Source organism: Pedococcus bigeumensis, from assembly GCF_039531795.1.
Classification (GTDB): domain Bacteria; phylum Actinomycetota; class Actinomycetes; order Actinomycetales; family Dermatophilaceae; genus Pedococcus; species Pedococcus bigeumensis.
The window spans coordinates 291,819-317,074 of the sequence record NZ_BAAAQS010000003.1 but is presented as its reverse complement, the minus strand read 5'-3'; the positions used below and the strand labels follow the sequence as shown (position 1 = coordinate 317,074).

Genomic DNA, 25,256 nt, shown 5'->3' with positions numbered 1-25,256 from the left:
GGGCTCCTTCAGCGTGCGGCGGGTGTGGGATTTGAACCCACGAGAGGTTGCCCTCTGGTCGCTTTCAAGGCGACTGCACTAGGCCACTATGCGAACCCGCCCGGTGCGCGCCAACTATTCCAGACCTTCCCATCCGGCTGTGAGCGAGTACCGTGGAGGGAGGGCGACGACACGCCACGCAACGGGTGGTCGCAAACTGGACTACGGTCCGAAATGTGTTGAATAGCAGCATAATTCGCGTCATGACCCAAGCATTCCGGCGTCACCCATACGCGAATTGAAGGATCCTGAAGTCACGGCCTCGCGACTAGCGTTCGCGGTGGGGGAGATGAGACGTCCGCTTTCGGGCGGCGGGCCGAAGGCCGGGCAACCCTGCAGCCCGGCCTTCGCGCCGTCCGGGCCCGGCCGTCCTGGCCGGCTCAGCGAGCCCGGCGCTGGCGCCCGCCGGCCAGCGCGGCGTCGGCCAGGGCGTCCGCGACCGCGTCGAGGTCGCCGGTCACCGCGCCGACGGTGACGCGGACGTGACCCCCGGAGCCGCCCGCCTCAGGAGCGCCGATCCGGAACGGCGCCCCGGCGGCCACGCCGATCCCCTTGCTCGCCAGCCGCACGACGGCGGCCGTCTCGTCGAGCACCGGCACCCAGATGTTGATCCCCTCGGTGCCCGGCACCGGCACGCCGCGCGCGGCCAGGGCGTCGACCACGTGGGCCCGCCGCGCGGCATACGTCACTGAGGCGTGCGCGACCTCGGCACGGGCGGTCTCGCTGGTGAGCAGCCCGTGGAGCACCTGCTGGAGGAGCCGGCTCGACCAACCCTGTCCCAGCTCGCGGCGGGTGGTCAGGGCCCGGTGCAACGCGGTCGGCGCGCTGAGCGCCGCGAGGCGCAGGTCGGGACCGTGCGACTTCGAGAACGACCGGAGGTATGCCGTGTGCTCGGGCCGCCAGCGCCCCAGGCTCACGAGCGTCTCGGACGACAGCCCCGCCGCCGAGTCGTCCTCCACGACGAGGGTCTCGGTGCCGTCGAGCAGGGCTGCGACCGCCTCGGCTCGCGCCGTGGTCATGGTGACGCCGACGGGGTTCTGGGCGCGCGGCTGGAGGAAGACGGCGGCCACGGGCTCCCGGAGGGCGGCCTCGAGCGCGCCGAGCTCGAGCCCCTCGTCGTCGAGCGGCACCCCGACCAGCTGCACCCCGACCGACTCCAGCAGGTCGACCAACGGCGGGAAGCCGGGGTCCTCCACCACCACGCGGTCGCCGAACCGCAGTGTCGTCCGCACGATCAGGTCCATCGCGTCCATGGCGCCGTCGACGACGGCCAGGTTGGCCGCGGCATACGGCCAGTCCTGGCGGAGGGCGTCCGCGAGCGCCGGGAGCACCGGGTCGTCGAGGTAGCTGCCGGTCGTGGGGGCGGAGGTGAGCTGCGCGAGCACCGACCCGAGGGACGGCAGCAGCGCGGGGTCGGGCACCCCGGTGGACAGGTCGAGGCTGAAGACCGACTCGTGGCGCAGGGCTTGGCGGTAGCGCCCGCCGGTGGCGCCGCCCTGCTCGAGGACCGTGGTGCCCCGGCGTCCGTCGGCGTGGACGGCGCCCGACCGCGCGAGCAACGCCCAGGCCGCGCTCACCGTGGTGGGCGACAGTGCCAGCTGGGCGGCGACCGTGCGGATCGGTGGCAACCGGTCGCCTGCCACCAGCTCGCCGTCCCGGATCGCCGCCGAGACGGCATGCGCGAGGCCCTTCGCGGTGGGGTGGTCCAGCCGGTGCTCGAGAGCGGAGAGGACAGCGGTCATGTTTTGTACCATAGCAATAGTGTCATTGTGTTACCAGCGAGTGGATCGTATGGTGGGGGCATGACGACGCGCATCTCCCACTGGATCGACGGCCGCCACCACGAGGGCAGCTCCGGACGCACCGCGCCGGTGTACAACCCCGCCACCGGGGTGGTCTCCGCCGAGGTCGACCTGGCCTCGGTCGAAGAGGTCGACGCCGCCGTGCAGCTCGCCGCCGCCGCGGCACGCGAGTGGCGCCACACCTCGCTGTCGCGTCGCTCCGCCGTCCTCTTCGCGTTCCGTGAGCTCCTCCACCAGCGCACCCCGGAGCTGGCCGAGATCATCACGGCCGAGCACGGCAAGGTGCGCTCCGACGCCGCGGGCGAGATCGCGCGGGGCCTCGAGAACGTCGAGTTCGCGACCGGGGTGCCGAACCTGCTCAAGGGCGGGTTCAGCGAGCAGGCCGCGACCGGCGTCGACGTCTACAACATCCGCCAGCCGCTCGGCGTCGTCGCCGGCATCACGCCGTTCAACTTCCCCGCCATGGTGCCGCTGTGGATGTGCGCCAACGCGATCGCCTGCGGCAACGCCTTCGTCCTCAAGCCCAGTGAGAAGGACCCGTCCGCCGCGCTCTTCCTCGCCCAGCTGTGGAAGGAGGCCGGGCTGCCCGACGGCGTCTTCACCGTGGTCCACGGCGACAAGGTCGCCGTGGACGCGATCCTCGACCACCCCGACATCGCCGCGGTCAGCTTCGTCGGGTCCACCCCGATCGCCAAGTACATCTACGAGCGCGGCACCGCCAACGGCAAGCGCGTCCAGGCCCTCGGAGGCGCCAAGAACCACGCCCTCGTCCTGCCCGACGCCGACATCGACATGGCCGCGGACGCGGTCGTCTCGGCCGCCTACGGCTCGGCCGGCGAGCGCTGCATGGCGCTGTCGGTGGCCGTCGCGGTCGGCGACGTCGGCCAGCCGCTGGTCGACGCCATCGCCGCGCGGCTGCCCAAGCTCACCGTCGGCGACGGGGCCGACCCCGACTCCGACATGGGTCCGCTGATCACCGCGGAGCACCGCGACAAGGTCGCCGGCTACGTCGACGCGGGCGAGTCCGCCGGTGCGGCCGTGGTCGTCGACGGTCGCACCGGCGACCACCCGAGCGAGGGCTTCTTCCTGGGCACCACGCTGCTCGACCACGTCACCCCCGAGATGACCGTCTACACCGACGAGATCTTCGGCCCGGTGCTGTCGGTCGTCCGCGTCGACACCTACGAGGCCGGCCTCGCGCTCATCAACTCCAACCAGTACGCGAACGGCACCGCGATCTTCACCCGGGACGGTGGGGCCGCCCGCCGGTTCCAGTACGACGTCGAGGTGGGCATGGTCGGCATCAACGTGCCGATCCCGGTGCCGGTGGCCTACTACTCCTTCGGTGGCTGGAAGGACTCGCTCTTCGGCGACACCCACATGTACGGCCCGGAGGGCATCAACTTCTACACCCGGGGCAAGGTGGTCACGCAGCGCTGGCCCGACCCGGCCACCTCCAGCGTCGACCTCGGCTTCCCGCGCACCCGCTGACATCGCTTCCCGCGCACTCGCCGACGTCCCTTCCCGCGCACCCGCTGACGCAAGTCGCCAGACTGTCCGGAACACCCGGCATACCAAGGAACCCCGATGACCGACACGCTGCCAGCCGCCACCGCCGCCACGACCTCCGCCACCGCCTCCGAGGAGCAGGTGCGTCGCGACGACCGGGCCCACGTCTTCCACTCCTGGTCGGCGCAGGGTCTCATCGACCCGCTGCCGATCGCCGACGCGCTCGGTTCCCACTTCACCGACTACTCGGGCAAGCGCTACCTCGACTTCTCGAGCCAGCTGGTCAACGTGAACATCGGCTACCAGCACCCCAAGCTGGTCGCCGCGATCCAGGAGCAGGCCGGTCGCCTGACCACCATCAGCCCCGCCTTCGCCAACGACGCGCGCTCCGAGGCGGCCCGCCTCATCAGCGAGCTCGCGCCCGGTGACCTCAACCGGGTGTTCTTCACCAACGGTGGGGCCGAGGCGACCGAGAACGCCCTGCGGATGGCCCGCCTCCACACCGGGCGCCACAAGGTGATGGCCGCCTACCGCAGCTACCACGGCGCGACCGCGGGAGCCATCGCCCTGACCGGCGACCCCCGCCGCTGGCCCTCGGAGCCGGGTATGCCGGGCGTCGTGCGCTACTGGGGGCCCTACCCCTACCGCTCGGCCTTCCATGCGCAGGACGAGCAGGAGGAAGGCGTGCGCGCGCTCCAGCACCTGCGCGACCTGGTCACGGTGGAGGGACCGCAGACCATCGCCGCGATCATCCTCGAGACCGTCGTCGGCACCAACGGCATCCTTGTGCCTCCGCCCGGCTACCTGCAGGGCGTCCGCGACCTGTGCGACGAGTTCGGGATCGTCATGATCGCCGACGAGGTGATGGCCGGGTTCGCCCGCTGCGGTGAGTGGTTCGCGATCGACCACTGGGGCGTCGCCCCCGACCTGATCACCTTCGCCAAGGGGGTCAACAGCGGCTACGTGCCGCTCGGTGGCGTCATCATCTCGGAGCGGATCGCCCAGACCTTCGACCAGCGGCCGTTCCCGGGCGGGCTCACCTACTCGGGCCACCCGCTCGCCTGCGCGTCCGCCGTCGCCTCCATCAACATCTTCAAGGAGGAGGGCATCGTCGAGCACGCACGCTCGCTCGGCACCGATGTCATCGGTCCGGGGCTGCAGGCCCTGGCCGAGCGCCACCCCAGCGTCGGGGAGGTGCGCGGGCTCGGCGTCTTCTGGGCGCTCGAGCTGGTCCGCGACCGGTCGACCCGCGAGCCGCTCGTGCCGTTCAACGCCGGTGGGGCCGACGCCAAGCCGATGAACGACTTCGGGGCCGCCTGCAAGGAGCGCGGTCTCTGGCCGTTCATCCACTTCAACCGCACCCACGTCGTGCCCCCGTGCACCACCACGGCCGACGAGGTGCGTACGGGCCTGGCGATCCTCGACGAGGCGCTCACCGTCGCCGACGCCTTCTACACCGGCCCGGACGCCTGACCCCGGTGGGTCATCCCGCCCTGGCCGACGCCGCGCCCGCGGTCTACTGGCTCGACCAGCCCGACCGACCTGCGCGTCGCCCCGGGCTCGGGGGTGCGTCGTCCGCCGACCGGTCAGCCGACCTCGTCGTCGTCGGCGCCGGGTACTCCGGTCTCTGGACGGCCCTGCTGGCCAAGGAGGCCGACCCGTCGCTCGACGTGCTGGTCCTCGAGGCGGGCTCGGTGGGCTGGGCGGCCTCCGGCCGCAACGGCGGCTTCTGCTCCGCGAGCCTGACGCACGGCGAGGCCAACGGCCGGGCCCGGTGGCCGCAGGAGTATGCCGCGTTGCACCGCCTGGGGCTGGAGAACCTCGACGGCATCGAGGCGACCGTGCGCCGGTATGGGATCGAGTGCGACTTCCGGCGCACCGGTGAGCTGACCGTCGCGACGCGACCACACGAGGTGCAGTGGCTGGCCGAGGAGTCGGAGGGCGAGCTCCTCGACCGCGACGCGGTGCGAGCCCACCTCGACTCGCCCACCTACCTCGCCGGTCGCCACCAACCGGACGAGACCGCGATCGTCGACCCGGCCCGCCTCGCCTGGGGCCTGGCGCGGGCGGCCGAGTCGCTCGGCGTCCGCATCGCCGAGGGCGTGCGGGTGACCGGTCTGGCGACTGCTGGGTCTGGGGTCGACGTCGCCACCAGTGAGGGCCAGGTCGTCCGTGCGGCGCGAGTGGCCTTGGGCACCAACGCATTTCCTTCACTGCTCAGGCGCACCCGGCTGCACACCGTCCCGGTCTACGACTACGCCCTGATGACCGAGCCGCTCACCGGCACGCAGCTCGCCGCGCTGGGCTGGTCCAGTCGGGCCGGGGTGGGTGACATGGCCAACCAGTTCCACTACTACCGCCTCTCGGCCGACAACCGGATCCTGTGGGGCGGCTACGACGCGATCTACCACTACGGGCGTCGCCTCGAGCCGAGCCTGGACCAGCGGCCCGCGACCTTCGACCGGCTGGCCACCCACTTCTTCGAGACCTTCCCCCAGCTCGAGGGCCTGCGGTTCAGCCACCAGTGGGGCGGGGCCATCGACACGTCCACGCGGTTCTGCGCCTTCTACGGCACGGCCCACCGGGGTCGCGTCGCGTACGCCACGGGGTTCACCGGGCTGGGCGTCGGCGCGACCCGGTTCGGCGCCCAGGTCATGCTCGACCTCCTCGACGGCGCACAGACCGAGCGGACCCGCCTGGCGATGGTGCGTGAGAAGCCCCTGCCGTTCCCCCCGGAACCGTTGGCCTACACCGGGATCCAGCTGACGCGGTGGGCACTCGCCCGGGCCGACCGACACGAGGGCCGGCGCAACCTGTGGCTGCGCACCCTGGACCGGGCCGGCCTCGGCTTCGACTCCTAGCCCGGCAGCTGCGGGACCGGCTGGTCCTCCGGGTCTTGCTGGTCCTGCGGGTCTTGCTGGTCCTGTTGCTGTGGGTCCTGCCTGAGGGTGAGGTGCGCGCGAAGGATCCCGGCCGCCACCTCGTCCGGGGTGCGGCGTGCCCGGGACGCCTCCTCGAGCAGGGCCTGCGCGACGTCCGCCGGCAGGGAGAGGGCGAGGCCCCCGGGCCCGGGATCGTTCGTCGTGCCGGGCCCGAACTTCAGCAGCGCCGCGCCCACGACCGTGCCCAGCACGTCGAGGATGGCGACGACGCCGACCGCGCGGTAGTAGCCGTCGTCCCCAGGGTGCACCCCGAGGACCAACAGGCTCGTCATCCCCGCCAGGAGAGCGGCCAGCCCGACGGTAGCCGTGAGCATCCGTCGGGCCACCGAACCAGATGGCCGTCGGGGTGCCAGGAGCAGACAGATCTGCGCCAGGGTCGCTGCGACGATCGCGCCGATCGCGAACGTCTTCACCCACCACTCCCCGGGGTCCTCCTCGAAGCTGCTCCAGATCATGGTGAGCCCGGTCGCGAGCGGCACGAGGACGACCGCTCCTCCGATGACCCCGACGGGCTGCGTCCTTCGGCCCGCAGTCGTGAGGTAGCAGAGCACGGCGATGCTGACGACGCCCACGAGCAGCGTGGTCAGCAGGACCTGGCCCTGCGTCTGGCCGAACTCGCCCCCGCTGAGGAGGGCGGCGATGCCGAGCAGCGCCGCCACGGAGAACGACCCGATGGTGACGCGGACGATCCAGCGCCGGACGGGAGCGGTGGTGGGGGTGGTCATGCTCCATCGTGGTCGATCGCGCACTCCTGCGCCTGAGCACAAGGTCCCAGCCCGGGCGACAGCGCCCGATCTGCTCGTCCTGGCTGGCCTCCGGGCGCGGTGTGGGGCGCGACCACGGCACCGACCCGGGGTGCGAGGATGGCCGGGTGAGCCTCCCCGAGCCGCGCCCCCTGGACCTGCCCCGGACGCCACCACTGCGCCTGCGCGGCCGGACCTTCGATGCGTCGAGCCCTGCGGTCATGGGGATCATCAACCGCACCACCGACTCCTTCTTCGCCGGCAACCGGCACGCGGACCTCGAGTCGGCCAAGCGTGCCCTCGAGCTCGCCGTCCTGGCCGGTGCCGACATCGTCGACGTGGGAGGCGTGCGCGCAGGGCAGGAGGGCGAGGTGGTCGGACCCCAGGAGGAGATCGACCGCGTCATCCCGTTCCTGGCCCACGCCCGCGAGACCTACCCCGAGCTGGCGCTCAGCCTCGACACCTGGCGTTCCGAGGTGGCGCAGGAGGCCGGCCGGCACGGCCTCGACCTCGTCAACGACACCTGGGCCGGTCACGATCCCGAGCTCGTGCACGTCGCGGCGAAGATCGGGGCCGGGGTGGTCTGCTCGCACACCGGTGGGCTCCCGCCGCGGACCGACCCGGTCAAGGTGACCTACGGGCCCGATCCGCTCGACGTCGTCCGCGACGTGCTCCGCACGCTGGCCGAGGGTGCGTCCGCGGCCCGGCAGGCCGGCATACCGCAGGACCGCATCCTCATCGACCCCACGCTCGACTTCGGCAAGACCACTGTGCACTCCCTGGAGGTGCTCCGGCACACCGCCGACGTGGCGGAGCTGGGCTTCCCCATCCTGCAAGCGCTGTCCCGCAAGGACTTCGTGGGTGAGTCGCTCGGGCTCGAGGCCGACGACCGGCTCGAAGGCACGTTGGCGGCCACGGCTGTGGCGGCCTGGTTGGGGGCCACCGTGTTCCGTGCCCACGACGTCCGTGCCACCCGTCGGGTGGTCGACATGGTCGCGGTCATCCGCGGCGACCGGGCACCGGTACGCGCCGTACGCGGTACGTGACCGCCCACGCACGGGCTCACCTGTCACGGCCCGGACCAACAACCGGGCCATCCCGGTGCATCCCGGACGCGACGACGACCGGAAGCCCCCTGGCATTCCGGCCGTCGTCACATCCCTCAGCTCACCGCAGGCTGATGGTCACCGTGTGCGGCACTCCGTCGCCGAGGTCGATCCTCAGTTCGTAGGTCCCGACCTGCAGGGGCTTGGTGTTGAGGTTGAACAGGTACTGCCCATCGGTGTATCGGAACAGGTTGCCGGTGGTGGCTGCGGAGGTCGACACCGCCACCGCCACCTGCCCAGCCGGCGTGGGCGAGACCTTGCGGACCCACAGCGTGGCCTGCAGGTTCGTCACGCCGGCCGAAGCACCGGTCAGTGCGAACTTCACCGGGATGGTGCTGCCCTGCTTGTAGACGCCACCCTCGGTGACCGGCGCGAGCACACCGCTCCAGCCGACCGTCACCGTGACCGAGAAGGACACCGTGGCGGTGTTGCCCGTGCGGTCGGTCGAGGTGCACTTCACGTTGGTGGTCCCGAGCGGGAAGGTGCTCCCGCTCGGCGGGGTGCAGGTCACCGCGGTGGCGCCGTCGACCAGGTCGGTCGCCTCCGGCGTCGGGTAGGTCACGACCGCGCCGTTCGCCGACGTCGCCGTCGCGGTGCGGTTCGCCACCGCGCCGAAGCTGGGGGCCGTCGTGTCGACCACGGTCACCGTGAAGGCCGTCTTGCCGACGTTGCCGCTCAGATCCGTCGCCGAGCAGTTGACGACCGTGTTGCCGAGGGGGAAGGTCGAGCCCTGTGCGCGGTCGCACGTCACTGGTCGTGCCCCGTCGACGATGTCTGTCGCCGTCGGAACGACCCAGCTGTGTGCCGCACCTGCGGCCGAAGTGGCCTCGATGGTCTGGCTCGCGACCGCCCCGACCACGGGAGCCGTCGTGTCGGCGACGTTGACCGTAAAGGTCTTGTCGACCGAGTTGCCGGCGTCGTCCGTGGCGGTGCACTTCACCTGGGTGGCGCCGAGCGCGAACACCGAACCCGATGCCGGGTCGCAGAGGACCGCGGGTGACGGGTCGACGAGGTCGGTGGCCGTCGCGCTGAAGGACACCGGTGCGCCGCTCGGCCCCGTGGCCTCGACCGTCTCCACGGAGATGTCGTTGAACACCGGCGGCGTCGTGTCCTCCACGGTCACGGTGAAGTGACCCGTGCCCGCGTTGTCGTGGGAGTCGGTGGCCGTGCACGTGACGGTGGTCTTGCCCAGCGCGAAGGTCGAGCCGCTCGCGGGGGTGCAGACGAGGCCGACGTTGCCGTCGACGGCGTCGGTCGCGGAACCGACCAGGTAGGTCACGTCCGCGCCGTCAGGACCGGTGGCCTCTTCCGTGACCGACTTGAAGACGGGCAGGGTCGGCGCGGTGGTGTCCACGACGTTGACCTTGAAGGAGCGCGTTGCGTCGTTGCCGTGGGCGTCAGTGGCCGAGCAGCTGACCGTGGTCGGGGTGTCGAGGCTGAACTGCGTCCCCGACGTGGGGGTGCAGTGGACGACGACGGCTCCGTCGACGAGGTCCGTGGCCGAGGTCGACCAGCTGACGACGGCACCCGCGGGGCTGGTGGCCTCTTCGACGATGTCGTCCGGGACGGTGAGGGCCGGAGGCGTCTCGTCCGTGACGGTGACGGTGAAGGTCGCCGACCCCGTGTTGCCGTGCGTGTCGTCGGCGGTGCAGGTCACCGTGGTGTTGCCCACCGGGTAGGTCGCACCGGACGCGTGGTTGCAGCTGACCGGGCGGGCGCCGTCGACGTCGTCGAGGGCGGTGGCTGCGGTCCAGCCGACGGCCGCACCCGAGGGCCCGGTGGCTTCGACCGCCGCCGGCTCGTGGACCGTCACCAGAGGGGCAGTCTTGTCCTGGACCGTCACGACGAACGAACCCGAGCCGGTGTTGCCGGCGGCGTCCTTGGCCGTGCAGGTCACGGTGGTCGGACCGAACGGGAAGGTGCTTCCTGATGCGGGGGTGCAGGTGGCCAGCACCGCGCCGTCGACGTTGTCGCTGGCGCTCGCGTTGAAGGAGCGGGTGGCGCCAGCGGGGCTGGTGGCGCTGATCGTCACGTCAGCGGGCACCGTGACCACGGGGCCCGTGTGGTCCGCCACCGAGACCGAGAAGGTGGTGCTCGACGAGTGGCCGCTGAGGTCACTGGCCGAACAGGTGACGGGCGTGCTGCCGATCGGGAAGGTCGAGCCCGAGTCGGGCAGGCAGGTGACGGGGCGGCTGCCGTCGACCGCGTCGGTCGCGGTCGGCGCCGTGTAGGTGGCCGGAGCGCCTGCTGCGTTGACCGCGTCGACTGCCAGGTTGGAGACCGTGGAGAGCGACGGCCCGGTGGTGTCGACGATGGAGTAGGTCGCCGTCGCGGTGCCGAGCAGGCCACCGGCGTCGGTGTAGGAGCAGGACACGGTCCGGCTCCCGAGCCCCGAGGCCGCGCGGGGTCCGCTGAGGGCAGACACGGTGGGCGTCACGTTGCCCGAGCCGTCATGGTCGTCCGTCCACGAGCAGGTCGCGGTCGGCGCGGAGCCGAACTCGTAGCTGCCGCCTGCCGTGACGCCGGACAGTGTCATCAAGGGCGCGGTGTTGCTGGTGCAGTTCCAGGACACCGCGAAGGTGCCGGTGTCGCCGTCCGGGTAGGCAGCCGACGTGACCTTGACGGCCACCGTCGTGTTCCCGGTCGCTGCGCCCGAGGAGATCGTCGTGCTGATCGGGAAGGTGAATGACTGCCTTGCGCCGTTCGCGGTGAACCCGTCGGGGACGACGACCGGGCCGCCGACCTGGCTGGTCGTGACCTGGGTGCTCCCGTCGGTGATCGCGATGGACAGCGTCTCACCGGGTAGGTAGTGCGAGGTGTTCGAACCACCGGTGCGCTTGACCTCGACAAGGCCAGACCTCGTGACGGGAAGCGTGCAGGCGGTGGCCACGAGATCGGTGGTGGCCGCGGCGACCGTGTCGCCGTCGGGCGTGACCTGGTCGGCCAAGGCCGACCCGGCAGAGAAGAAGGTGAGGCTGGCGGCGGCGAAGACTGCCACCAGACGGGATGGTGCGGACAGTGACATGGACGTCCCCCAAGAACGAACGAAGCAGAGCGAGTAGTGAGCGAACCATGACACCCCTGCTGACCTGCGGAAATACCCACAAGGCACAAAGAGTCCAAACGGCTGACACGTTCGTTGAGGTGGCTGTCCTAGGCCTCGGTTTGGGTGCGTCTGGGCCCACACGCGCCCCGTCGGAGCGTGAGTTCGCGAGGTGGCGTGAGTTGGTTACCTGACAAGAATTTGACCTCCGAGGACCTCACGCGGCCGCCATCCTGCGTGCTAGCGTTTCTCACGGTTGCATCAAGCAGTTCCTCGCAAGGTCGACGAAGTGCCCGCCCTAGCACCATCAGAGCGGGCATTCGCCTTCTTAGGTGGCAGTTGGTCTGAGGGCGGGCATGTCTCGTCCGTGGGGGTGTGTGTACGGCAGCCTGGGTTCCGCGAAGTGTGGACTCCCAATGGCTACAAAAGAAAGAGTTACCCCATGGCACAGGGAACCGTTAAGTGGTTCAACGCTGAGAAGGGCTTCGGCTTCATCGCCCAGGACGGCGGCGGCCCGGACGTGTTCGTCCACTACTCGGCGATCGACTCCTCGGGCTACCGCTCGCTGGACGAGGCGCAGCGCGTGGAGTTCGAGGTCACCCAGGGACCCAAGGGTCCCCAGGCTGACGCCGTTCGCCCGATCTGACCCGAGGACTGCTCAACCAACAGTCTTCCGACAAGGCCCCCACCACCGGGTGGGGGCCTTGTCGCGTCCCGGGTATGCCGTGGGGCTCAGCGGGCGAGCGCGGTGAGGAAGGCCTTCGCCACTGGAGCGGCGACGCTGCCGCCGCTGGCACCCTTCTCGACGAGGACCGCGAACGCGACGTCGCCCTGGTAGCCGACGAACCACGCGTGGGTCTCCGGCGGGTTCTTGGTGCCGAACTCAGCGGTGCCGGTCTTGCCGCGGACGGTGCCGCCCGGCGTCCCCTTCAGCACCGTGGCGGTGCCCTGGCTCACGACCTCGCCCATCAGGGTCCGGAGCTGCCCGACCACCTTGGCGTCCAACGGCTTGGGCGCCCGATCGGCACCGTCCGCGGCGGGATCGGTGACGAGGGCAGGAGCGATCGCCGAGCCGCGTGCGACGTTGCCGGCGAGCACCGCGAGGGCCAGCGGCGACGTGACGTTGCGCCCCTGCCCGATGGCCGCCGACGCCTTGTCGGTCTTGCCGTTGTTCTTCGGGATGCTCGCGTCGAAGGCGTTGGCGACGCCGAGGGTCTTGGCCCACCCCGTCAGGCCGAGGGTGGCCGCGGCCGTGGCGAGGTCGTCGTCCCCGAGCTTGGTCGACAGCTGGACGAAGGCGGTGTTGCACGAGTGCGCGAAGTCGGTGGTGAAGTCGGGGGTGCCGAGTGACTCGCCCTCGAAGTTCTTGTAGGACCTGCCGTCGACCACGAACGTCTTGGGGCAGGTGACCGAGGTGCCCGGCGTCACCGTGCCGGAGCTCAGCAGCGCGTAGCTCGTCGCGATCTTGAACGCCGAGCCGGGCGGGTAGTGGCCGGTCAGGGCCCGGTCGAAGCCGAGCGCCGGAGAGTTGGCCGAGGCCAGGACGTCACCGGTCTTCACGTCCACCGCGACGAGGGCCGAGGGGACGTCGCCGGTCGACGCGAGCGCGCCCTCGGCGGCTTCCTGCACGGTCGGGGAGAGGGTGGTCGCGACGTCCTTGCCGGGCACCGCGTCCTTGGCGAACAACGGGGTGTCACGGGCGGCGCTCGAGGTGACCTGCACCCCGGCCGTGCCGCCGAGGACCGCGTCGTACTGCCCCTGGAGGCCACTGACCCCGGCGTAGTCGCCCGCGGCATACCGGCCCTTGGACTTGGCGATCTGCTCGGCGCTCACGGCGCCGAAGGACCCGAGCAACGGCTGGCCGAAGGTGCGCGTCTTCGCGAGTGGTTGCTCGCGCGCGGGGTAGATGACGCCCTTGAGCGCGTCGAGGGCGTCCTTGCGTTCGTCGAAGTCGGACTGTCGGTAGGTGATGACCGGGATCGGCGCCTTGCTGCCCGCCTTCGTCGCGGCGGCCAGCTTGGCCACGAGCGACCCGGCCGGCTCGTCGACGATCTTCTCGAGCGCGCGCACGGTCGCGGCCGTCGCCCGCGCGGGGTCGATCTGCACCGGGTAGACCTTGCCGATGGGGGTCAGGGCCTGGCCGTCGCGGTCGAGGAGGGTGCCGCGCTGTCCCCAGGTCCGGGCAGCCGTCAGGGTGGCGCCGCTCTCGAGCTGGGGATGCCACTGCGAATGGCCCTTGGGGAGGGTGATGGCCCAGCGGCTGCCACCGGTCTCGGCCCGCTCGGCGGTGACCGGCACGTCGTAGCGCCAGGTGACGCCACCGGCCAGGGTCCACGCCACGTGCGCGGTGGCCGTCGCCCGGTCTCCCGTGCGCCGTACGCCGTACGCCGTGACCTCGACCGGTCCCGTGCCGAGGCCGGATGTGGCCTTGGTGAACTCGGCCTGCACGACCTCGCTGGTGGTGCCGGTGAAGAGCAGGCCGGGCTTGGTGAAGGAGCGTCCGGCCCACGCCGTGGCGAAGGCGGTCACCTCGTCCTTGGCGGCGGCGTCGAGCTCCTTCTCCGCCTGAGTGTGCTTCCACCACAAGCCTCCGCCGGCCGCTGCTGCGACCAGGACGACGGCGGTGACTCCCCCCACGACTCTGCGTTGCCTCATGCGTCCATCCAACCCCACCTGTTGCTGCTTCGTCCCATTTGTCACCCCGGGACAACCGCCAGACCCCCTGCGGCGTCTGGAAGGCAGGGCGCATCAGGCCTAGCACTCAGGAAGCGCCCGTACACTCACGAAGGCGATTCGTCGCCCGGCCACCTGCAGGGGTGGCGTTTTTCGGAATCAGAGAGGTACACGTGAGCGAGCCCACCAACGGCTCTGCGCCCGGCGACGACGTCGTGGGCCAGAGCACGGGTGCCCCCGCCGACGGCACGAACAGCACCGACCTCCCCTCACGTCGGTCCGACGTCCACCCGCGCAGGTCCGACCGCCACACGGCCAAGCAGCATCGGCACCCGTGGCTGCGTCGGGCCGCCTTCGGCATCGCCGGCGTGCTCGTGGTGGCCCTGGTCCTCGGCGTGGCCGCATACGTCAAGCTCAACGGCAACATCCAGCGCCTGGACATCACCGGCGCGCTGGGCGACCGCCCGTCGCAGCAGGCCACCACCGACGCGCAGACCAACCTGCCCCCGCTGAACATCTTCGTGATGGGTTCGGACAGCCGGGAGGGCACCAACCTCGGGAAGGGCCAGACCGAGTACGGCATGGCGGGCAGCCGCTCCGACACCAACCTCATCGTCCACCTGTCCGCGGACCGCAAGTCGGCGATCGTCGTGTCGATCCCGCGTGACTCGATGACCAGGGCGCCCCGCGACTGCAAGAACAAGAACGACAAGGTCGACGACGGCGTCATCCGCCAGTGGAACCAGAACTTCACCCTGGGTGGTCCGGCCTGCACGATCCGCACCTTCGAGGGCCTCACCGGCGTCTTCATCGACCACTTCGTGGTGATCGACTTCCGCGGCTTCCAGAGCATGGTCGACGCCCTCGGTGGCGTGACGGTCTGCCTGCCCGAGGCGGTCAAGGACCGCCAGAGCTTCCTCGACCTCCCGGCGGGCAAGAGCAGGGTCAACGGCAAGAACGCGCTGGCCTACGTCCGACTGCGCCACAACATCGGTGACGGGTCGGACCTGGGTCGGATCGACCGCCAGCAGGCGTTCCTGTCGTCGGTGATCCAGGAGGCGACGAAGTCGTCCCTGCTGCTGCGGCCGGACAAGCTGTTCCGCTTCCTCAACGCCACCACCTCGGCCATGACCACCGACAAGGGCCTGAACGTCGGTGAGATGAAGGACATCGCACAGAGCGTGCAGAAGATCGGCACCGACCAGATCCGGTTCGTGAAGCTCCCGACCGAGCCCTATGCACCCGACCCGAACCGCGTCCAGTGGACCTCGACCGCCGACACCATCTGGAAGGCGATCCGCACGGACAAGCCGCTGCCCGGCACGAAGGTGCCCACGAGCAGCACGACCGCCACCGGCTCGCCCACCACGACCGGGCCCGCGCTGACCGTCTCCCCGGACCAGATCCAGGTGCGGGTCAGCAACGACTCGGGCATCGCGGGGCTGGCCAAGCAGTCGGCCGTCGAGCTCCAGGTGCAGGGCTTCAACGTCTCGTCGTACATCACCGGCAACAAGAGCACCGACGGTGTCGTGGTCCGCTACGGCGCAGGGCAGAAGGAAGCGGCGCGCACCGTGGCGGCCGTCTACCCGGGGGCGCAGCTGCGCGAGGACGACAGCCTGGGCACGACGATCGAGCTGAGCATGGGTGTCGGCTCGCCCAAGGCCGTCGAGATCCCCAACCGCCTCGGCACCCAGCCGCTGCCCAAGCCGACGGTCTCTGCCACGCCGAGCACCGGCCCGAGCGAGACCATCAAGGCGCGCACCGCCGACCAGGACATCTGCAGCTGACCTGCCCGGCGCGGCTCCAGTGGTGTGCGCGCAGGGCCGCTTTGCTCCCGTCGCAGGGGTGCAGATACCCTGTGCGGGCTCGGTTGCTCGTCGACCGGGTGAGGAGACGTCGCCTAGTCCGGTCTATGGCGCCGCACTGCTAATGCGGTTTGGGTTTATCGCCCATCGAGGGTTCAAATCCCTCCGTCTCCGCCACACGAAGCAAGGCCCGACACGCTTTTCGTCGGGCCTTGCTTCGTGTGATCTGAACGAGCGGGATTTGGGAGGAGTCGCGAGGAACGAGCGGCGACGGCGTCCCTCCGTCTCCGCCACATGAAGCAAGGCCCGACACGCTATTCGTCGGGCCTTGCTTTCGTGTGGTCTGAACGAGCGGGATTCGGGAGGCGAGTCTGGCATCCTGTGGCGACCGAAGCCGAGGAGTGCCAGCCGTGTCGTACCCGTCCAACCCGTTCGGCCCGCCGGGCCAGGAGCCGCCGCAGCACCCCCAGGCCTGGGCGCCGGTCCCCCAGCCCGGGTATGCCGCGCAGCCGCCGACGCCGGGGGCGTACCCGCCGTTCTCGCCAGCCCCCAGGAACGGCAACGGCCTGGCGGTGACCGCGATCGTGCTGAGCGGTCTCGCGCTGCTGGGCGTCCTGGCGATGGCCGCGTTCTTCCTCGTCGGGCCGATGAGGGGCGGCTCCGGCTACGTCCTGACCGGCGAGGTCACGGTCGTCGACAAGGGGGCGAGCGACGGTGACCTCCAGCAGTCGCTGACCACCGCGATCGAGGACGACGGCGGCTCGGTCGACGAGCTCGTGTGTCCGTTGCGCTCGGAGGTGGGTCAGGGGCTCGTCACGGTCTGCCACGGCTCGGTGGACGGGTTCGACTGGACCGGGGTCGTGGTGTTCGAGGACGACGAGGGCTCGTTCATCGTCACCGAGTACTGACCGGCCGGGCGCCGGGGCTCCCGCCGGAAGATCCACGAGCGCATGGCCACGAAGCGCAGGACGGTCGAGGCGGCCGTCGCGGCGCCGACCACGACCGTGGCCACCGAGGTCGACGGGGAGGTGACGGTGGCGTGCAGGAGGGCCAGCGCGCCGGCGGTCATCAGCCACGTCACCGCGAAGACGGCGAGCCCCTGTGCCTGTGACCGCAGGGCACCGGCTCCGCGGATGCCGAAGGTCCACCGACGGTTCAGGGCGGTGTTGCCCACCGTGGCCACGAGCAGGGCGACGAGGTTGGCGACCTGGGTCGAGGCGAGCACGGTCGCGAGCAACGCGAACAGGCCGAGGTGGATGACCGTGGAGACCACTCCCACCACCGCGAACCGGCTGACCTGGCGCCACGTCCCCGCGGACGGGTCGCGGCGGCCGATGCGGGCGGCGATGTCGTCGACAGGCAGTCGTCCGGAGGACAGCCCGCGGCGCAGCCTGACCACCCCGCGCAGGTCGTCGACCGCCGTCGCGACGACGTCGACCCTCGAGTCGGGGTCGTCGAACCAGTCGACGGGCACCTCGTGGATGCGCAGGCCGGAGCGTTCGGCGAGCACCAGCAGCTCGGTGTCGAAGAACCACGTGGTGTCGTCCACCCAGGGCAGCAGCTCGGCGGCGACGTCGGCCCGGATCGCCTTGAACCCGCACTGTGCGTCGGTGAACCCGGCGCCCAGCGCACCCCTCAGCACGAGGTTGTAGCAGCGTGAGATCACCTCACGGCGGGCACCCCGGACGACCCGCGACCCCCGGGCGAGTCGCGACCCGATGGCCAGGTCGGAGTGGCCCGACATCAGCGGGGCGACCAGCGGCCACAGGGCGTCGAGGTCCGTCGAGAGGTCCACGTCCAGGTAGGCGAGGATCGGTGCGTCGGAAGCGAGCCACACCTGCTTGAGGGCCCGCCCCCGGCCCTTCTCCGCCAGTCGCACCAGCACCACCCCCGGCAGCGCGGCCACCAGCCCCGACGCGACGGCGGCCGTCGCGTCGGTGCTGGCGTTGTCCGCCACCGTGATCCGGAACGGATAGGGGAACGTGTCGACCAGGTGGGCGTGCAGGCGGCGCACGCTGGCGGCGACCGTGTGCTGCTCGTTGTGGACGGGGACGACGACGTCGAGGACGGGGGCGGGCATCACGGCTCTCCTCAGGTGGTCTGCGTGCTGGTGGTCGCGGAGCTGCCACTCGACGTCAGTGGCTGCGTCAGGTCGTAGAAGGTCGACCCGCCGATCGTGACCTGGGTGAAGCTCGCGGCGACCCACTGCGAGATCTGGGAGCCGGTGCCGGATGCGCCCATCCCGCCACCGGGGCCTGCACCGGACCCCCCGCCTTCGGCGAAGTAGTGGATGTCCCCGTCGGCGACGTACTGCTGGAACTGCGCCAGGGTCGGGCTCGGGTCGCTGCCGTTGAAGCCACCGATGGCCATCACGGGAAGCCCGGTCCCCAGCTGCAGCCCGGCTGCGTTCTGCGAGCCGATGGCGGCGGCGACCCAGCGGTAGGAGCTGGCGTCGGCCGCCAGGGCCGAGACGACCTCGGTGCTTGGCGTGGAGGCGTCGAGCAGGCCGCCCATACCGCCGCCGGTGCGCGCACCACCCGCGGTGCCGGTGCCACCGGCCGGGCCCGTACCGGTGCCGGCCTGCGGGCCACCGGTCAGGCCCTGGGGAGGTGCGCCCAGCCCGCCCGGGCCGCCACCCGGCATACCGCCACCTCGGCCGCCGGCCACCGCCGGACCGGCCGTGACGATGGAACCGGTGTGGGCGGTGCCGACGGTCTGCACGCTGTAGGCGGCCGGCCCGGCGAGCGCCGCCACCAGGGCACCAGCGACCACCGCGGGCACGAACCGGCGGTGCAGCTGCGTGATCGCGAGCAGCAGGAGGGCACTGGCGAGGCCGAGGGCGAGGACGACGAACCGCAGCCAGCCCTGCCAGTCGGTGCGCGAGAGCAGGATGAACGACCATGTGGCGGCAGCGGCGGTCGCGGCGGCGAGCGCGATCGAGCCGACCGGGCTGTGCCGGCGCTCCCAGGCCTCCGCGGCGCCCATCCCGACCAGGGCGGCGATGGCGGGCGCGAGGGCGACCGTGTAGTACTCGTGGAAGATGCCGGCCATCAGCGAGAACGTCACCATCGTGACCAGCAGCCACCCGCCCCAGACCAGGTATGCCGCGCGGCGGGCGTCCGTGCGTGGCGCTCGGCCCCGCAGGTACAGGCCGACGGCCAGGAGGATGAGGGCCGAGGGGATCAGCCAGGAGATCTGGCCGCCGACTGACGAGCTGAACATCCGCCCGAGCCCGGTCGTGCCCCAGCCGCGTCCGCCGCCCACCGAGCCGGTCTCGTTGCCGCTGATCCGGCCGAGGCCGTTGTAGCCGAACGTGACCGACAGGAACGAGTTGTCCTGCGAGCCGCCGATGTAGGGGCGCATGCTCCCGGGGATGAGCTCGACGACGGCCACCCACCAGGCCGCGGAGAGGACCATCGCCGCGCTTCCCACGAGGGCGCCGATGAGGCGGCGGCGCAGCGTGGTGTCGGCGAAGAGGACGTACGCGAGCCCGAACGCCGGGACGACCAGCAGCACCTGGAGGGCCTTGGTGAGGAAGCCCAGGCCGATGAAGACGCCGACGACGGCGAACCACCTGGCCGAGCCCTGCTCGATCGACTTCATCGTGGCCCAGGCGCCGAGCGCCATCAGCAGGACCAGCAGCGCGTCGGGGTTGTTGAACCGGAACATCAGGACGGCCACCGGCGTCAGGGCCATGACGGCACCGCCGATCAGACCGGCGGCGGCACCGAAGTGGCGCTTCACGGTCGCGTGGACGACGCCGACCGTGGCGACCCCCATGAGCACCTCGGGCATGAGGATGCTGAACGAGCTGAGCCCGAGCACCCGCACCGACAGGGCCATCACCCACAGGGAGGCGGGCGGCTTGTCGACGGTGATCGAGTTGCCGGCGTCGGAGGAGCCGAAGAAGAACGCCTTCCAGCTGTCGCTGCCGGCCTGCACCGCTGCGGAGTAGAACGAGTTCGCGTAACCGTTGGCGGTCAGGTTGTAGAAGTAGAAGAGGGCTGTGGCGAGGAGCAGGCCGAGCAGCGCGGGACGGGCCCACGACGGGTCGTCGCTGGGGCCTCGCCACAGGCGCTGGACCCGGCTCGGCGTCGTCGGCGCGGCCGAACCTGCCGGCACTGGAGTGGTGGGGCGCCCGGGCAGGTCGGGCTGGCCGGTGGCGTCGCGGTGGAGGGTCATCGTGTCCATGGCCCTACCCTCGAGCCCGGCCCTGTGCGGTCCCTGTGGTGCTCCTGAGCTCCGGTGATGAGGCCGTCCCACCGCCCGGTCAGTACGGCTAGGCCGGCAGCCGGACCGTGAAGGTCGTGTCGCCGGGGCTCGAGGAGAGCTCGACGTTGCCGCCGTGCGACTTGGCGACGGCGTCGACGATCGACAGCCCGAGGCCACTCGAGCCGGAGGCGCGGTTGCGGGAGTCGTCGCCCCGCGTGAACCGCTGGAAGACGTTGCGCTGCAGCGACTCGGGCACGCCGGGTCCGTCGTCCGACACGCTCAGCCTGACCCACTTGCCGTCGGGCTTGACCGACATCACCACGCGGGTGCCGGCAGGGGTGTGGGTGCGTGCGTTCGCCAGGAGGTTGGCGACCACCTGGTGCAGTCGCGCGGCGTCGCCGGTCACCTCGACCGGCTGCTCGGGCAGGTCGAGCTCCCACCGGTGGTCGGGGGAGGCGGCGTGGGCGTCGCTGACCGCATCCATCGCGAGGAGCGACAGGTCTACGGGCTCGCGGTCGAGTGGCCGACCGGCGTCGAGCCGGGCCAGCAGCAGGAGGTCCTCGACCAGGCCCTGCATCCGCAGCGCCTCGGACTCGACGCGCGACAGCGCGTGGGTGACCGACGGGGGCACCGGCTCGCGCTCGCGACGGGACAGCTCGGCATACCCCCGGATCGAGGCGAGCGGGGTCCGCAGCTCGTGCGACGCGTCGGCGACGAACTGTCGCACCCGCTGCTCGCTCTCGTGCCGGGACTGCAGCGCGCCCTCGACGTTGTCGAGCATGTTGTTGAGGGCGAGGCCGACCTGGCCGACCTCCGTGCGGGGGTCGGTGTCGGCAGGGGGAATGCGTTCGGCGAGTGCGACCGCTCCCGAGTCGAGCTTGAGGTTGGAGACCTGGGTGGCCATGTGGGCGACCCGCTGGAGCGGTGCGAGGTTGCGGCGCACGAGCCAGAGACCACCGGCCGACACGATCACGAAACCGACGATCGTCCCGCCCGCCACGAGCGTGATCATCGTGACCACCGTCTCGTTGACGCTCTCGACCGGGAGGCCACTGATGACGGTGTCGCCGTCGAGGGCGCGCCCGGCGGCGACCCGGTAGTCGCCCAGCCCGGGCACCTCCACGGTCTTGGGCGTCGTCCCGATGCTCGCGGCGTCGAGGGCTGCGATCTGCGCGGCGGTGAGGGTGCCGGAGGTGCGGTCGTGCTCCACCCGGCTCTGCGTGGCGACGCCGTTGCTGAGGCGGAGGAAGAGCAGCTCACCCCCGGCGCCGGGCGGTCCACTCGGACCGTTGCCGTCGTCCGAGCTGTCGTCGGGTCGGAGCCGGTCCGGGCCGCCGGCGCGCACGAGGCTGGCCGTGACGCCCTCATCGAGCTGGCGGACCAGGCTCTGGTGCAGCAGCAGGACGGTCAGGGCGCCCGAGGCCAGCGTCACGGCGAGGAACAGCCCGACGACCGTGGCCACGAGCTTGCTGCTCAGCGACCACGCTGCGGGGTGGAGGTGCGACCGGGCGGAGCCGACCGCGGCGGCTGGGCTCATGTCGCGGGCTTGAGGACGTACCCGACGCCACGCATGGTGTGGATCATCGGCTCCCGCCCCGCGTCGATCTTCTTGCGCAGGTAGGAGATGTAGAGCTCGACGACGTTGGCCTGGCCGCCGAAGTCGTAGTTCCAGACGCGGTCGAGGATCTGCGCCTTGGAGAGCACCCGCTTGGGGTTGCGCATGAGGTAGCGGAGCAGCTCGAACTCCGTCGCGGTGAGGTTGATCGCCTCGCCGGCGCGGGTCACCTCGTGGCTGTCCTCGTCCATGCTCAGGTCACCGACGACCAGGACCGAGTCGGACTCGTCGGTGACCACGGCGGTGCGGCGCATCAGGGCACGCAACCGCGCCACCACCTCCTCGAGGCTGAACGGCTTGGTGACGTAGTCGTCGCCGCCGGCGGTCAGGCCGGCCACCCGGTCCTCGACGGCGTCCTTGGCGGTCAGGAAGAGCACGGGCACGGTGGGGTTGTCGCCCCTCATCCGCCGCAGCACCTCGAGGCCGTCGAAGTCGGGCAGCATCATGTCGAGGGCGACCGCGTCGGGCTGGAACTCCCGGGCGGCGCGGACCGCCGCGACCCCGGTGGCCGCGGTGCGGACCTCCCAGCCCTCGTAGCGCAGCGCCATCCCCAGCAGCTCGGTGAGGTTGTTCTCGTCGTCCACGACGAGGACCCGGACAGGTGACCCGTCGAGGCGTTGGAGCTTGGCGGAACCTGACTGCTGCGTGTTCATGCTCCTAGGAAACACCGCAACCATGTGCGGCGCCCTCGCAACTCCTGTGTGAATCCTGTGAGACCTCTGTGCCGGATGCTCAGCCGCCCGACACCCCGTCCACAGCATCGCCACAGTGTCGGACCCGAGAGTCGGACCCGACCACCTCCCCAGCGACGTTGGAGTTCCGATGACGACCCCTCGCACCGACGACACCGTGCCCCACCTCGAGTGGGCCCAGACCCAGACGGTCCCGTATGCCGCGCCGACCGATCCCGAGCCCGTTGCCTCCGTGCCCGCGGACGGCGTGCCCGTTCGCTCCGCGCCCGCGGACGGCGTGCCCGTCGAGTCGCCCGGCACGCCGGAGACCGCACCGGCCCTCAACCCACCCACCTGGAGCGGCCGCAAGACCGCGATCGCTGCGGCCCTGGCCATCGGCATCTCCTCGATGGGGGCGGTCGCGGCGGCCGCGGCGCTGCCCGCCGGCACCACCCGAGGGGGTGGCCAGCTCCAACCCGGCCAGTTCGGCCCCGGAGGTCGTCAGGGTGGGGGCTTCGGCCAACAGGGCACCCTGCCCGGTGGTCAGGCGCCGGGTGGTCAGGCGCCCGGTGGTCAGGCGCCCGGTGGCCAGCTGCCGCAGAGACCCGGGACCCAGCTCCAAGCACGCGCCGGTCGACCCGGATCCGAGCACGACATGATCCACGTGGCCGTCCTGCCCCGATGCGCCCTGGAGCGGTGGGCGCGGAGCCGACGGAGGACACCCCGGTCCATGCCGCAAGAGAGCGCGGAAGCCTTGCCACTCAAGGACTTCGGCCTCGTGCCGGTCTGCGGCTCGGTGCGCCCCTCGGAGTCGCAGCGCCGGCTCGGCCGGCAGCCCTGACTCAGGGACGGATCTCGCCCGAGCCGCGTTCGACCAGCTCGGGCTCCAGCACGATGTGGCGCGGGGGAGAGGTGTCGCCGTCGATCCTGGCGAAGAGGCGCTGAGCGACCTCGGCTCCGATCGCGCCGACGTTCTGTCGGACGACGGTCAAGGGCGGGTCGACGATGTCAGCCAACGGGAAGTCGTCGAAGCCGACCAGTGCGACCTGACCGGCCTTGCCGAGCCGGTGCAGGGCGCGAATCGTGCCGACTGCCAACGAGTTTCGCGCAGCAAAGATGGCGGTAGGCGGCTCGTCGCTGTCGAGCAGCCGGCGGACGGCGGCCTCGGCATCCTCGGGTGAGCGCAGTGACGTGATGATCTGCGAGGGGTCGAGCGGCAGGTGCCGGGCGCGCATGGCGGCCTCGAACCCCTCCCGCCGGGTCCGGGCCGTCTGGATGGTCGGCAGGTCGCCGAGGAAGGCGATCCTGCGGTGTCCGTGCGCGACCAGGTGGTAGACCGCGAGCCGGGAGCCGCGGGCGTTGTCGATCGTCACCGAGTCGGTGTCGATGCCGTTGGGGCTGCGGTCCACGAAGACGATCGGCAGCCCGCTGCGCAGGTCGTCGGCGAGGTAGTCGTGGCGATCAGTCGCGGGCATGAGGAGCAGGCCGTCGACCCTGCGGCGCACCAGGCCCTCGACCAGCGCGCGCTCCCGCTCGGGCTCCTCGTCGAGGCTGGATGCCACGATGACGACGTCACGGTCGCGGGCTGCGTCCTCGAGGCTGCGCAGGAGGCTGGACGAGAACGAGTTGCTGACGTCCTGAAGGAGGGCGCCGACCATGGCTGTCCTGCCGTGACCCCGGCGCAGGTTGCTGGCGGCCAGGTTGTGGCGGTAGCCGAGCTGCGCCACCGCCCGTTCGACCCTCGTGACGACGTCGGGCGAGACGCCGGACTCACGGTTCACCACCCGCGACACCGTCTTGAGGCTGACGCCCGCCAGTGCGGCCACCTCACGCATGGTGGCGCGCGGACGGCGGGCATCACCCTTTGACAACGATGTCACGATCACGTCTGCAGTTGTACAGGACCCGTTGACAAAAGCACAACCGAGGACTAGAAACTGTCCTGACAACGTTGTCACGCGGCGATGGAGCCGCACCAGATGGGAGACCCCAATGCGTCACAGCACCTTGCAGACCCCGACCTTCCGCCGCTCCGTGGCGATCACCCTCGCGGCCTCCACTGCGCTCGCCCTCGGCGCGTGCAACCGGGGCGGCGCCGACACGAGCGGTGGCGGCGGCGAGGCCGCCGTCGGTGTCACGCTCATCACCAAGGACTCGACGAACCCGTTCTTCGTGGCCATGCAGAAGGGCGCCAAGGCCGACGCCTCCAAGAACAACGTCAAGCTCACGGTCGCCTCCGGAAAGCAGGAGGGCGACGACCAGGGCCAGATCACGGCGATCGAGGACGCCATCGCCCGCGGTGACAAGGGCATCCTGATCACGCCGATGAGCACCGGCGTCAACGCGGCCATCAAGAAGGCCCGCGACGCCAAGCTCTTCGTCATCGCCCTCGACACCCCGCCCGACCCGGCCGACACCGTGGACATCACGTTCGCGACCAACAACCGCAACGCCGGAAAGCTCGACGGCCAGTGGGCCGCGGCCCAGCTGGACGGCAAGCCGGCCGTGATCGCGCTGCTCGACCTCTTCGACGACAAGATCGTGTCGGTCGACTACAACCGCGACCAGGGCTTCCTCGAAGGCATGGGCATCGACGTGGCCGACGGCAAGAAGAACGGCGACGAGGCGAAGACCGGCAAGTACACCGGTGGCAAGGGCGGCGACTACACGATCGCCTGCAACGAGGCCGGTCAGGGCGCCGAGGACGGTGGACGCTCGGCTATGGAGAAGTGCCTGGCCAAGAACCCGAACATCAACGTCGTCTACACGATCAACGAGCCGACCGCGGTCGGTGCCAACGCCGCCCTCAAGGCCGCCGGCAAGACCGCGCTGATCGTCTCGGTCGACGGAGGCTGCGCCGGCGTGGCCAGCGTCAAGAGCGGTGTCATCGGGGCCACGGCCCAGCAGTACCCGCTGAAGATGGCCACGCTCGGCATGGAGGCCATCGCGAAGATCGCCCGTGGCGGTGAGAAGCCGCAGGTCTCCCCGGGCCTCGACTTCTTCGACACCGGCGTCGCGCTGGTCACCGACAAGAAGGCCGAGGGTGTCGACAGCATCACGTCCGACGAGGGCGCCAAGATCTGCTGGGGCAACTGA

18 protein-coding genes and 2 tRNA genes are annotated in these 25,256 nt (G+C 71.1%); 10 read left to right on the top strand and 10 right to left on the bottom strand.

All coding sequences use genetic code 11. From position 1 onward, the window contains the following. Window positions 1–16 precede the first annotated feature (16 nt). Window positions 17–101 (bottom strand) — tRNA-Ser (locus ABD262_RS12115). Between the two features lie 318 nt (window positions 102–419). After that, the gene (locus tag ABD262_RS12110; protein ID WP_344136226.1) at window positions 420–1,781 is read right to left on the bottom strand and encodes an aminotransferase-like domain-containing protein; all 1,362 of its coding nucleotides are present in this window, start codon (window positions 1,779–1,781) and stop codon (window positions 420–422) included. 60 nt (window positions 1,782–1,841) lie between these two features. Between ABD262_RS12110 and ABD262_RS12105 the strand changes: the two genes are divergently transcribed. The 3 genes from ABD262_RS12105 to ABD262_RS12095 all read left to right on the top strand — a co-directional run bounded on the left by ABD262_RS12105 (window position 1,842) and on the right by ABD262_RS12095 (window position 6,211). After that, on the top strand, window positions 1,842–3,332 hold the full coding sequence (locus ABD262_RS12105; RefSeq protein WP_344136223.1) for a CoA-acylating methylmalonate-semialdehyde dehydrogenase: 1,491 nt from the start codon (window positions 1,842–1,844) through the stop codon (window positions 3,330–3,332). Window positions 3,333–3,428: 96 nt separating this feature from the next. Beyond that, window positions 3,429–4,823 carry an aspartate aminotransferase family protein gene (locus ABD262_RS12100; protein WP_344136220.1) on the top strand — a complete coding sequence of 465 codons (1,395 nt, stop codon included), beginning with the start codon at window positions 3,429–3,431 and terminating at the stop codon, window positions 4,821–4,823. Window positions 4,824–4,828: 5 nt separating this feature from the next. Beyond that, window positions 4,829–6,211, top strand: coding sequence for an NAD(P)/FAD-dependent oxidoreductase (locus tag ABD262_RS12095; RefSeq protein ID WP_344136217.1), 1,383 nt, complete (start codon window positions 4,829–4,831; stop codon window positions 6,209–6,211). On the opposite strand, the gene ABD262_RS12090 is transcribed toward ABD262_RS12095, so the two are convergent. Next, on the bottom strand, window positions 6,208–7,017 hold the full coding sequence (locus ABD262_RS12090) for a hypothetical protein (protein ID WP_344136214.1): 810 nt from the start codon (window positions 7,015–7,017) through the stop codon (window positions 6,208–6,210). The two genes, ABD262_RS12095 and ABD262_RS12090, sit on opposite strands and share 4 nt — an antisense overlap. Window positions 7,018–7,163: 146 nt before the next feature. On the opposite strand from ABD262_RS12090, the gene folP reads away from it, so the two are divergent. Then, window positions 7,164–8,081 carry a dihydropteroate synthase gene (folP, locus tag ABD262_RS12085; RefSeq protein WP_344136211.1) on the top strand — a complete coding sequence of 306 codons (918 nt, stop codon included), beginning with the start codon at window positions 7,164–7,166 and terminating at the stop codon, window positions 8,079–8,081. 121 nt (window positions 8,082–8,202) lie between these two features. Here folP and ABD262_RS12080 read toward each other — a convergent pair whose 3' ends face one another. After that, complete coding sequence (locus ABD262_RS12080; protein ID WP_344136208.1) at window positions 8,203–11,139, bottom strand: HYR domain-containing protein; 2,937 nt, start codon at window positions 11,137–11,139, stop codon at window positions 8,203–8,205. 487 nt (window positions 11,140–11,626) lie between these two features. Here ABD262_RS12080 and ABD262_RS12075 point away from each other — a divergent pair, with 487 nt between their 5' ends. Then, window positions 11,627–11,830 (top strand): cold-shock protein, encoded by a 204-nt coding sequence (locus ABD262_RS12075; RefSeq protein ID WP_056915917.1) that lies wholly within the window; start codon window positions 11,627–11,629, stop codon window positions 11,828–11,830. Between the two features lie 86 nt (window positions 11,831–11,916). On the opposite strand, the gene ABD262_RS12070 is transcribed toward ABD262_RS12075, so the two are convergent. Beyond that, window positions 11,917–13,839 (bottom strand): penicillin-binding transpeptidase domain-containing protein, encoded by a 1,923-nt coding sequence (locus tag ABD262_RS12070; RefSeq protein WP_344136190.1) that lies wholly within the window; start codon window positions 13,837–13,839, stop codon window positions 11,917–11,919. A gap of 191 nt (window positions 13,840–14,030) precedes the next feature. Between ABD262_RS12070 and ABD262_RS12065 the strand changes: the two genes are divergently transcribed. From ABD262_RS12065 to ABD262_RS12055, 3 genes are all read left to right on the top strand, one after another. After that, window positions 14,031–15,644: an LCP family protein gene (locus ABD262_RS12065; RefSeq protein ID WP_344136187.1), complete on the top strand. Its 1,614-nt coding sequence runs from the start codon at window positions 14,031–14,033 to the stop codon at window positions 15,642–15,644. A gap of 102 nt (window positions 15,645–15,746) precedes the next feature. Continuing rightward, window positions 15,747–15,839: transfer RNA gene (locus tag ABD262_RS12060), tRNA-Ser, on the top strand. A gap of 233 nt (window positions 15,840–16,072) precedes the next feature. Beyond that, window positions 16,073–16,570, top strand: coding sequence for a hypothetical protein (locus ABD262_RS12055; protein WP_344136184.1), 498 nt, complete (start codon window positions 16,073–16,075; stop codon window positions 16,568–16,570). Here ABD262_RS12055 and ABD262_RS12050 read toward each other — a convergent pair. The 4 genes from ABD262_RS12050 to ABD262_RS12035 all read right to left on the bottom strand — a co-directional run bounded on the left by ABD262_RS12050 (window position 16,465) and on the right by ABD262_RS12035 (window position 22,142). Next, window positions 16,465–17,742 (bottom strand): bifunctional glycosyltransferase family 2/GtrA family protein, encoded by a 1,278-nt coding sequence (locus ABD262_RS12050; RefSeq protein ID WP_344136181.1) that lies wholly within the window; start codon window positions 17,740–17,742, stop codon window positions 16,465–16,467. The two genes, ABD262_RS12055 and ABD262_RS12050, sit on opposite strands and share 106 nt — an antisense overlap. Before the next feature lie 11 nt (window positions 17,743–17,753). Next, a complete protein-coding gene (locus ABD262_RS12045) occupies window positions 17,754–19,853 on the bottom strand; it encodes an ArnT family glycosyltransferase (RefSeq protein WP_344136178.1) in 2,100 nt (699 codons plus the stop codon). A gap of 88 nt (window positions 19,854–19,941) precedes the next feature. After that, complete coding sequence (locus tag ABD262_RS12040) at window positions 19,942–21,411, bottom strand: sensor histidine kinase (protein WP_344136175.1); 1,470 nt, start codon at window positions 21,409–21,411, stop codon at window positions 19,942–19,944. Then, window positions 21,408–22,142 (bottom strand): response regulator transcription factor, encoded by a 735-nt coding sequence (locus ABD262_RS12035; protein ID WP_344136172.1) that lies wholly within the window; start codon window positions 22,140–22,142, stop codon window positions 21,408–21,410. Before ABD262_RS12035 ends, ABD262_RS12040 begins: the two co-directional genes overlap by 4 nt. A gap of 169 nt (window positions 22,143–22,311) precedes the next feature. On the opposite strand from ABD262_RS12035, the gene ABD262_RS12030 reads away from it, so the two are divergent. Further along, the gene (locus tag ABD262_RS12030) at window positions 22,312–23,001 is read left to right on the top strand and encodes a hypothetical protein (RefSeq protein ID WP_344136169.1); all 690 of its coding nucleotides are present in this window, start codon (window positions 22,312–22,314) and stop codon (window positions 22,999–23,001) included. A gap of 1 nt (window position 23,002) precedes the next feature. Here ABD262_RS12030 and ABD262_RS12025 read toward each other — a convergent pair whose 3' ends face one another. After that, window positions 23,003–23,995, bottom strand: coding sequence for a LacI family DNA-binding transcriptional regulator (locus tag ABD262_RS12025; protein WP_344138173.1), 993 nt, complete (start codon window positions 23,993–23,995; stop codon window positions 23,003–23,005). Window positions 23,996–24,152: 157 nt separating this feature from the next. Here ABD262_RS12025 and ABD262_RS12020 point away from each other — a divergent pair, with 157 nt between their 5' ends. Beyond that, window positions 24,153–25,256 (top strand): substrate-binding domain-containing protein, encoded by a 1,104-nt coding sequence (locus tag ABD262_RS12020; protein WP_344136166.1) that lies wholly within the window; start codon window positions 24,153–24,155, stop codon window positions 25,254–25,256.

Excerpts from the sequence above, each read along its gene's own strand:
- ABD262_RS12110 (WP_344136226.1), bottom strand. The coding sequence starts at position 1,781 with ATGACCGCTGTCCTCTCCGCTCTCGAGCACCGGCTGGACCACCCCACC.
- ABD262_RS12105 (WP_344136223.1), top strand. The coding sequence starts at position 1,842 with ATGACGACGCGCATCTCCCACTGGATCGACGGCCGCCACCACGAGGGC.
- ABD262_RS12100 (WP_344136220.1), top strand. The coding sequence starts at position 3,429 with ATGACCGACACGCTGCCAGCCGCCACCGCCGCCACGACCTCCGCCACC.
- ABD262_RS12090 (WP_344136214.1), bottom strand. The coding sequence starts at position 7,017 with ATGACCACCCCCACCACCGCTCCCGTCCGGCGCTGGATCGTCCGCGTC.
- ABD262_RS12075 (WP_056915917.1), top strand. The coding sequence starts at position 11,627 with ATGGCACAGGGAACCGTTAAGTGGTTCAACGCTGAGAAGGGCTTCGGC.
- ABD262_RS12070 (WP_344136190.1), bottom strand. The coding sequence starts at position 13,839 with ATGAGGCAACGCAGAGTCGTGGGGGGAGTCACCGCCGTCGTCCTGGTC.
- ABD262_RS12050 (WP_344136181.1), bottom strand. The coding sequence starts at position 17,742 with ATGCCCGCCCCCGTCCTCGACGTCGTCGTCCCCGTCCACAACGAGCAG.
- ABD262_RS12045 (WP_344136178.1), bottom strand. The coding sequence starts at position 19,853 with ATGGACACGATGACCCTCCACCGCGACGCCACCGGCCAGCCCGACCTG.
- ABD262_RS12040 (WP_344136175.1), bottom strand. The coding sequence starts at position 21,411 with ATGAGCCCAGCCGCCGCGGTCGGCTCCGCCCGGTCGCACCTCCACCCC.
- ABD262_RS12035 (WP_344136172.1), bottom strand. The coding sequence starts at position 22,142 with ATGAACACGCAGCAGTCAGGTTCCGCCAAGCTCCAACGCCTCGACGGG.
- ABD262_RS12030 (WP_344136169.1), top strand. The coding sequence starts at position 22,312 with ATGACGACCCCTCGCACCGACGACACCGTGCCCCACCTCGAGTGGGCC.
- ABD262_RS12025 (WP_344138173.1), bottom strand. The coding sequence starts at position 23,995 with ATGCGTGAGGTGGCCGCACTGGCGGGCGTCAGCCTCAAGACGGTGTCG.
- ABD262_RS12020 (WP_344136166.1), top strand. The coding sequence starts at position 24,153 with ATGCGTCACAGCACCTTGCAGACCCCGACCTTCCGCCGCTCCGTGGCG.